Below are 8280 nucleotides of genomic sequence, written 5' to 3' on the forward strand. Positions count from 1 at the left end.
TCCTCCGCACCATCCTCGACCGCGCCGCCCCCGGCAGCCACCTGGCGTTCTCCCAGGCCGTCACCGAGAACATCGCCCGCGGAGCCGACCTCCAGGCCCGCATGACCGGCGCCGGAATCCCCTGGCAGACCCGTAGGCGCGCCGAGGTCGACGCCCTCCTGGACGGCCTCATCCCCGTCGACCCGGGCCTGGTCGACGTAGAAGACTGGCGCCCCGACCCCAACCAGCCGCCGCTGGCACCCGCCCCCGTCGAGATCGAGCAGTTCCTGGGCGCATCCAAACTAGGCCGAGACTTCCGCGAATACGGCGGCGTCCTCAAGAAGCCATAACCCACTCGCCCCGCTGTTAAGGCAGCAGGCGGGCAGGCGTGCCGAAGCTTGAAGCTCAGCGGGCGCTCCTGGTCTCGGCAGGAGCGGGGACGGGATCGAGTTTCAGGACCTGCAGTATTTCCTGGTGAAAGCGGTCCATGGCCGTGTCGACGCTGCGGACGAAGCCGGCTTCCTCAGTGCCGCGTTTCGTTCCCAACCCGGTTGCGAGGGTCAGGCGGAACGTGTCGATTTGTGGCGCGTCCTCGGGGACGAGAAGCCCGGGCTCGGTGAGGAGGTTCTTCAGCAGGTCGCAGGGGCCGGTCTTTTGTTTGGGGGCGAGTGCTTCGATGCGGAGTTCGGGCGGGGCGCTGTTCAGCTGGCGTAGCAGCCACTGGACGCGGGTCAGGGGACGGGCGCGGGCTGCCGCGGGGACTTCGACCGGGTTTCGATCTGCCCGGTGCGCAGGTCGGCCTCGAGGAGGACCGGGCCGCCGGCGTTGGGGATCCGGATCTCGGCGCTCATCCGACCGGACTCCACCAGCGAGGTCACGGTCTGCAGGCGCCGCACCGAGGCGTCCCCGTCCCGTCGTTTGCGCAGCACGGGGGCGATGGCCAATCCCGTCTCACCGCTCAGGCGCAGACACAGCTGCCGGATCAGTTTCTCCCAGCTCTCCGCCACCTGCATCGCGCGCCGATCACCCAGACGCAGTGTGCCCGCGGTGACGGCATTGCGCACCGGGACCCAGGCGGCGCCCATGTCCCGGAAGCCCTGGCAGCCGGCGTTGTCCTGACGCAGATAGTGCAGCAACTCGCTCAGTAGCCAGGCGTGAACAGGGTTGGCCACGCCATCGTGCAGGCAGAGCATCTCTGCCTCGTGCGCGACCTCGGCCCAGGACAGGTGCCGCAAAGCGACCTTGCGCAGCAGCCGCTTATCGACCTTCAAGGGATGCTCGTTGTCCAGAGCCAGGTCGTTGGACAACGTGATCACGGTTTCGTAGCCGTGCCGGGCCGCCACACCCAGATAGGCCTCGACCTGGTCGGCCTTGAGGGGATTCCCGCCGGTCTTGGTCTCGATCAGCGCGGTCCAGATCCGGCCGGCCCTGGCCACGCGCAGCACCCCGTCGGGGCGGACCTTGCCGTCGCCGTGTTTGAAGGAGGCTTCGGCGAAGGTCTGGATGGTCCCGGCCGGGGCGTTGAAACGGGCCGTCAGGCGGCGGCCGAACTCAGGCACCTGCGCCATGACCGCCAGCAGTGTGGCGGTCGCGCGCACTTCGCGTTCCTGGTCGTTCCGCAGGCCCGTGACGGGGAACAGCCGCGCATGCTGCCAGGACGGATGCTCGGCCAGATTGACCTTGACCGCCTTCGGCAGGGTCGTCTTCTTCTTGGACGTCCGGACGCGTTTCGGACGGTCACCGTTCTTGGAGGGCGTTGAACCAACGGGCGGGCTTGTGGTGACGGGGGCCGGGGAGCTCGTCTGTTCAGGGACGGGTACGGCGGTCGGCTGCGAAGGGGCTCGGGTGGCTTCTTCCTCTTCGTCAGTGTCATCGACGTTGATGCCGAAGTCGGCGGCTAAGCCCGCGAGCCCGGACGTGTAGCCCTGACCCACCGCTCGGAACTTCCAGGCGTCGCCCCTGCGGTACAGCTCCCCGAAAATGAACGCGGTCTCGGTGTCGGCGTCCTCGATATCGAAAGTCAGCAGCACCTCTCCGCTACTGTCGGAGACGGCGAGCCGTAGATCGTCCAGGACTCCGAACGTCGCGCCCGCATAGCGGCTGGCGGCGATGACCACCCGCTGTACCTCAGGTCGCAACGCAGCCAGGTCGACCAGGATGCGGTCCTCGCTGCCGGTGGCCGTCGGCGTCTTACCCAGCAGACGCACTGATTCGTCAGCGGTGGCGAGTTGGTTGTAGAAGACGAAATCGGCATCGCTGCCGACCTTGCCATTGGCGTCGACCAAGAGCACTGACACATCGGCCTCGCCTTCACCAGAAGGGTCGATCCAGCTCAACGCCACAGTGAACGGCCCCGTCGCCGTGGTCAGGCCGGACAGGTCGATGTTGGCGCCCTTGGCCATCTGATGCACTGCGTTCGCTCCTCTACTCGCGCCTGCCCTCGCGCGCACAGTGGGAGCTCTGACGGCCGCCCATACGCGCAATCACGTAGGGCCATCATTCGCATGCGCAGTGCCAGCGTACGCCGCTCACTTGCCGTGACGACCCGACTCGGCGCCGAGGGGCCGCACTCGGCCACACGCCGAGACATGCCTGGCCGAGCTGGATCTAGAACCCCAGGAGGGCGGAGACACCCTTCGCAATAGGCGCAGAAGATGCCGCGTTCCGGTCTGCACGAGAACCGCCGCCCGAGGGCGGGGGATTCCGCGCTCACCAGGGGGCTGCGCGGCGCCTTCCCGGAGCTACTCGTTCGGTTCGTGATCGAGTGCTTAACCAGTTCGTCCACCTGGGTCGTCCCCCACATCCGATAACTGGCAACCTCATGCCGCAAAGCGGGCACCGGGGGGGCGTGGTTAGGTGGGCGATGGCAATGGTGGGTTCGCGGTGACGGTGCAGAGCATGTGAGCATGCGCTTCTTTGGAGGAATGAAGCGCTAAGGTCTGGTTCGTTCTACAAATCTGATGCCTGTCGTCTGCAGCTCAAAGGTGACGAATGAGCGATCCTGTTCCTGCGGTCTCTGAGCTCCGGCAGGCAGGGCGGAGGCTGGCCGCAACCCTTCACACCAGTCCAGGCGGGCAGTCCCCTGGTTGGGTGCCACGGTTTCCCACCGGCGCTTTTCCCGAGGACTACGCCACGCTGCTCTCCCAGACTGGCCCGGGCACGCTGGCGGGCGTGCTGCGCCTTCTCGTCCCGGGCTGCGGCGTGGACGGCTTCGACATCGAGACCGAGCAGCGCAATCTGGTGCCGCCGCATCCGGAGGCGCGGCTCTGGGGTGTGTTCGCCAGTGGGGAGACGTGCTGGTGGCTGCCGGTGGACGATGATCCCGCGCGCTGGCTGGTCGCGCTCGACGGTCACGGGCGGCAACAGCTCAACCTCACCACCACCGAGTTCCTCGAAGAGTGGCTGGACGGGCTGCTCGATCTGCCCGTCCTCTCACTTCCGCCCGTACCGCGCGAACGCACCCTCACCCCTGCCGGACAACGGGTCGAGCCTGCCGTTCCTGCGTCGTCCCAGCCCGGGACACGAAATTCGCTGGCCCAATTGCAGACCATCATCGGGCCGGGAACTCCGGGCACTTATGAGTGGGAGGACATTGAGCAGGAGTTGGGCGTCCCTCGACTGCCGGCCGATTACAAACGCCTGTACGAGACCTACTACAGCGACCACTGGATCGTCCTCAACGGCATCTTCATCGAGCATCCGCACGACCTGGCGTCCAGCCACGAAACCCATGCCGAGTCGATGCGGGAGTGGGGTTTCGGGTCGGGGCCTCGCCACCCGCTGCATCCCGAGCCCGGCGGCCTGCTGTACTGCGCAGGTACCGAGGGCCGCGCCAGCCTGTGGTGGGACACCCGCGATCCCGACCCCGACCGCTGGCCCATTTGGACCGACCGGCGGGACACGGAGGAGCTCTGGACGATCACCGAGTTCCTCGTCGCCGAACTCACCGGCGTCGGCCTCGACCTGACCGATTCCTCGCTCGGCAATCCCGCGGACTGGGCATGGCCGATATGGGGCCCGCGCCGTCCCCGCTAGTGGTCAGACATGCAGAGTGGGCCGGTAGACGAGCTCCTGGACGCGACCGTCGAGCGTCCGGCTCTCGATCAGTTCGAGGTCGAAGTCGGCCGCGTCCTCGAAGACCGGGTCCAGCCCGCTCTGACCGGTGATCACGGGGAAGAGCGTCACCTGGACGCGGTCGACCAGTCCGGCGGCCATCAGCGCCCGGTTCATCGCCAGGCTGCCGTGCGAGCGCAACGGCACCGCGGACTCCTCCTTGAGCCGGGCGACGACTTCGACGGCATCGCCCCTCTCGACGGTGGCGTCCGGCCAGTCGACGGTCCCGTCCAAGGTGCTCGACACGACCGTCGCCGGAAGGTTGATCATCCGCGTGACCCACGGGTCACGCACCTCGGACCCCTCGGTGCTGGTGGCCAGCATGTGCGCGAACGCCCGGTAGGTGTTGGCCCCGAAGACCATCCGCTGCTCCTCGCTGTACAGCGCGAGACGATGGTCGAGGAGTTCGGGGCCTTGCTTGCCCCAGTAGCCGGTCCAGTCGCCGCCCGCGGCGCCGTAGCCGTCGAGGCTGGAAAAGACATCGAAGGTGTAGGTCACGCTCATGACGCTCTCCTCTGCCATACAGATTCCTGGGCTCGGTCGGCTCATCGAAGACACCGGGCTGGGGTGGTACCAGAGTGAACCTGTCCCGGTGCCGGTATTGGGTAACCTGCCATGCCGCTTCATCGTGGACGGCTATGTCGATGACGCCGCGCCCGAAGAGTTCCACGCCGCGATCCAAACGTTCCTGGCGCTGGACGCGTCAGCATTGGCCTCGGCCGCGCCGTCTATCTTCGCCTACTACCGCGATGTCACGGACGACATTCTGGCCTCCGGTGACGACGACTGGTACGTCGAGATCGAAGGTCCGGACGACGTCCTCGACCACGTCCGGTTCGGGAACGAACCGACGGTCACCAGGGACCTGGACCATGACGGGCACGTCTATTTCTCGCTGGAATGCGAATGCGCCTGGGAGCAGGAGCACGGCCTGCAGTTGGTGTTCAGAGACGGCCGCACAGTGACCAAGGTCGGCCCGTACGACGGTCACCTGACCAACTCGTCCGCCTGGGACGACGACTCCCTCGACGGAATCGTCTACCACACCCTGCGCTGACGTCACCTCTCGGTTGTTCGCGGCATGAGGCGGTCGGCGAGCACGCGGCGATCCGGGTGCGGCGTTGCCGGCCTGCGAGGGAGACGCCGACGCGCTCTGTGACGGCCATCGCCATGCCGTCATCTGCGTAACGCGGACATGAGCCTGCCGCAGCCCAAGGAGGCGCTCCACGGGCAGCGGAGGAGTCGCGGACCCGCGCGGTGCCCGTCACATCATGGCCGGCTCCTGGCAGGACGACCCGACTTAGCGTCCACCCGCGCGGGTGATCACGATCCAGGACATGCACTCAGAGGATTAGGGCCTGCGTCCCGACCGGAGAGCTTGCCGCGTCTGAACCGTCGCCCGTGGGAACGGCGATCCGCAGCTAGCTGGCGGCCAGGCGTTCGTTGTCCGGTGACCCGCAGTTCGCAGCGGACGCAGTGTGTCCCAGCCCTGGTGACGGGTGAACTGGGCGCGGCAAACACGCGGTAAGAGCGCAAGGGCCCCACCGAGGCACCGGTGGTGATCTCGCTATCCCCCCTTGGAGAAGGTCGGCGCGGGTGAACCCGGGGGGCATACGGGTTGATGGCGAACACGAAGGCGCAAGGGTGGCTGTCCGGTCGGAGCCAATCGGAGCGGTGGGGGCCGGTCGGAGTGAGGACCCGGATGCCGGGCCGTCCGGCCAGCAGTTGATCCAGGCAGGCGGCGCGAGTCAGCTCCCGCCGAACACGGGTCAGCCCCCGGTGGGTTTGGTCCGGGTGTCGACGCCGACGGTGAGCGAGACGGTGTAGCCGCTGCTAGCGTCGCCGGTCACAGTGGCCAGTTGGCGCGCGCCCCTGTCCTCCCTGAAAATGCCGTCGTTGTCGAGGCTGACCCCCGCCATGCTCTTGACGGACTGCTGGTAACCCGGCTGTGCGAACGCCTTGTCGCAAGCGTCCTTCGGTAGGGCGATCTGCGAGATCGCGATCGTCTTCGTGGCGTCGGCGATGTCGGCCCTGGTGGAGTAGACCTCGAAATGGATGTGCGGCCAGCGCCCGGGATAGCAGCCTGGGAAGATGCTGGTGAACCTCACTTTCCCGGCAGCGTCGGCGATCTGCACGCCGCGCAGGTAATTCTCGTCCTCGACCCCTTCGGAGTACATGGAGTAGGCCCCGTCGCGGTCGCAGTGCCATACGTAGACGGCCGCTCCTGCGAACGGTGCGGCTTTCTTGGCCAGATCGGAGATGGTCAGTTCCAGCGTCATCGGCACACCATCAGCGGTGCCGTTCGCCGTACCGAAACTGGACCTGATGTCGCTGCGGACGATTCCGCTCTCCTCCAGGACGTCCGGCCCGTTGGAGCCGTCGCCGGGGTAGGGACCGGCCATCTCGTCCGGAATCTCGCCAGACGAGGTCCCCGCCGACGCCGAACCGGAGGACGAACCAGAAGCCGAACCGGGGGACGACTCGGGCGCGGAACCGTCTCCGCCGCCGCATGCCGCGAGGCCGAGTCCGATCGCCCCGAGGCCGAGCAGCCCCAGCATCCGCCGTCGCCCCAACAGCGTGCCGAGATCGAAGCCGAGCCCCTGATCGACGACTTCCTCATCGGGACGGACAAGAGCGCGCCCCTCGAACTCACGAAACTCATCCACAAACACGCAGCTTAAGGTCCCGTTGGCTGGAGGCGGGTCGACCGTCGTCGGGCTCGTCTCGTTCTGCCGAGAGCACAAGCCCGCACACCTGTCGTCCGCCCCTTCAGCAGCAGGACGGGCCGCCGCAGCAACTCGGGATCGTTCGGATCGTTTCTTGGTTGCGAATCCCGCCTGGGTCGTCCATGGCCGGAACAGGTCTCTGCTCCCATCTGGACCCTCCGCGCTGCGTAAGCCCCTGGTGAGTGTGCGGGACGTCCAGCTGGCCAACAGCACCTGGGCACCAATTCCGGTCAGGGGCATGCCCCGAGCGCGGAAAGCGGCTACTATAAGGGGCGTTATAGAATCGTTATTTGACGAGGAAGGCATATAACTTGCTAATCACGCCTGTTGTGCTGGCCCCTCGCCTGGGGGATCGGTGAACCGCAGGTAGCGCCCGGAAACGCCCGTCATAGAAGCGGCCCCCCTGCTCGCAACAGGGAGGCCGCTCGCTGAACCCTGGCCTGCTCACCCTGTGCAGAACGGAGACCAGAGTCCTCATGGCAAGAGTACGTCGGACGTCCCAAGCCCCCCAGGCAACGGAACCTGAACAACTCCCCGGAGAAGAAGGCAGACCTCTACTCAGCCTCCGGGCGCTCGTCATCCTCGCCTTGGCGGGCGCGGCCGTCGCCGCAACAGCCCGCTGGCCACCGGTCGCCGTGCCCATTGGAGTCGGCGCCGCCGTCCTCACCCTCCTCCACAAGATCACCGGCGACTGATTTCAAGGTCACGTCTGGTCGAGTCCGAATAGGGGCAGGCATGGCGTGAGCCCGTCGATGGTGACGGGAATGGTGCGGTGTTGTTCCCAGGCGGTGCGGGTGAGGAGCAGGCGGTGGTCGATGGTGAGGGCGCCGCGGATGACGCGGCGGTCGACGCCGTTGGGCTGGTATCCGAGTTTGCGTGAGACGGCATGGGAGGCCGGGTTGTCGGCGAATGCGCTGGACGCGGCCTCTTGCGCGTCGAGTCCGGCGAAGGCCAGGTGCAGGACGGCGGCCCGCATTTCGGTGCCGATGCCTTGGCCCTGGTAGCGCCGCCCGAGCCAGGATCCAGTGGCCACCCGACGGGTGATCGCCAGATCGAGCGCGCTGATGTCCTGGACGCCGATGGCCGAGCCGTTGTGGAAGACCGCGAGGTTGAGAGACCAGTCCTGCGGCGTCCAATTTCCGAGTCGTGACCAGTGATATTGGACGACGCCCCGCGCGATCTCAGCGGCCGGACGGTCGGTCCATGGCACCAGGAACGGCATCGTCTCGGGATCGTGGACGCCTGCCGCCGCCACCTCGGCCAGGTCGGCGAGCTCTTCGGACGACGGCAATCTCAGTTCCAGACGCGGCGTCTTCAGCCGCAACCCGAGAAGCGGAAAGTGGTCAACGAGCATCAGCCCATCCTGCTGACCATCCCGCCGCGGGTCATCCGCTTTTGGCCGTGCCGCTGCCGCGGAGCTCGGTCAGGCGTGCGTAGAGCGTCGCCAGGCCGGGTGGGGTGT

General features: G+C 67.1%; 7 protein-coding genes. 3 read left to right on the forward strand and 4 right to left on the reverse strand.

Annotated features, from left to right (window positions below; all coding sequences use genetic code 11):
- Nucleotides 1–329 (forward strand): SAM-dependent methyltransferase (locus E1264_RS36320; RefSeq protein ID WP_207936715.1); only part of this gene is annotated, 329 nt, incomplete at its 5' end.
- 381 nt (nucleotides 330–710) lie between these two features.
- Here E1264_RS36320 and E1264_RS36325 read toward each other — a convergent pair.
- Nucleotides 711–2381 (reverse strand): TerD family protein, encoded by a 1671-nt coding sequence (locus E1264_RS36325; RefSeq protein ID WP_243711391.1) that lies wholly within the window; start codon nucleotides 2379–2381, stop codon nucleotides 711–713.
- 688 nt (nucleotides 2382–3069) lie between these two features.
- On the opposite strand from E1264_RS36325, the gene E1264_RS36330 reads away from it, so the two are divergent.
- Nucleotides 3070–4014: an SMI1/KNR4 family protein gene (locus E1264_RS36330; protein ID WP_132181020.1), complete on the forward strand. Its 945-nt coding sequence runs from the start codon at nucleotides 3070–3072 to the stop codon at nucleotides 4012–4014.
- Nucleotides 4015–4017: 3 nt separating this feature from the next.
- Here E1264_RS36330 and E1264_RS36335 read toward each other — a convergent pair whose 3' ends face one another.
- Nucleotides 4018–4596, reverse strand: coding sequence for a dihydrofolate reductase family protein (locus E1264_RS36335; RefSeq protein WP_132181022.1), 579 nt, complete (start codon nucleotides 4594–4596; stop codon nucleotides 4018–4020).
- Between E1264_RS36335 and E1264_RS36340 the strand changes: the two genes are divergently transcribed.
- The gene (locus tag E1264_RS36340) at nucleotides 4595–5149 is read left to right on the forward strand and encodes a hypothetical protein (protein ID WP_207936719.1); all 555 of its coding nucleotides are present in this window, start codon (nucleotides 4595–4597) and stop codon (nucleotides 5147–5149) included. The genes E1264_RS36335 and E1264_RS36340 overlap by 2 nt on opposite strands.
- 712 nt (nucleotides 5150–5861) lie before the next feature.
- Here E1264_RS36340 and E1264_RS36345 read toward each other — a convergent pair.
- On the reverse strand, nucleotides 5862–6764 hold the full coding sequence (locus tag E1264_RS36345; protein ID WP_207936721.1) for an intradiol ring-cleavage dioxygenase: 903 nt from the start codon (nucleotides 6762–6764) through the stop codon (nucleotides 5862–5864).
- Between the two features lie 757 nt (nucleotides 6765–7521).
- Nucleotides 7522–8172 (reverse strand): GNAT family protein, encoded by a 651-nt coding sequence (locus E1264_RS36350; RefSeq protein WP_132181026.1) that lies wholly within the window; start codon nucleotides 8170–8172, stop codon nucleotides 7522–7524.
- Nucleotides 8173–8280: the final 108 nt, after the last annotated feature.

It is taken from the genome of Actinomadura sp. KC216, from assembly GCF_004348535.1.
Classification (GTDB): Bacteria; Actinomycetota; Actinomycetes; order Streptosporangiales; family Streptosporangiaceae; genus Spirillospora.